The sequence below is a fragment of the Streptococcus sp. CCH8-C6 genome (assembly GCF_001557225.1).
Classification (GTDB): domain Bacteria; phylum Bacillota; class Bacilli; order Lactobacillales; family Streptococcaceae; genus Streptococcus; species Streptococcus sanguinis_C.
On sequence record NZ_LSJN01000006.1, the window covers coordinates 1 to 223 of the forward strand.

Annotated in this window: 1 pseudogene; it reads right to left on the bottom strand. The window is 67.7% G+C overall.

What is annotated here, in order from left to right:
* Positions 1–223 (bottom strand): annotated as a pseudogene (locus AX677_RS09390) (ferredoxin--NADP reductase); the annotation flags it as partial.

A 223-nucleotide genomic window follows, 5' to 3' on the forward strand; every position in this document is an offset into this window, starting at 1 on the left:
CGGTGATCCGCCCCTTGGTCCGGAACTCTTCTCGGGTCACGGTGGGATAGTACCTGAGCTTTCCGTCGATCAGCTCGCCCAGGACCTCGTCCTTGGGCAGCTCGGCGAACAGGTCGGCGTAGTTGAGGTCGGCCACCTCGCGGACGGTGTGGGTCACCACCACGGTCTCGAAGCGGTCGTAGACCTCGGGGTCGCGGGCCAGCGACAGCCAGGGCGCCAGCCC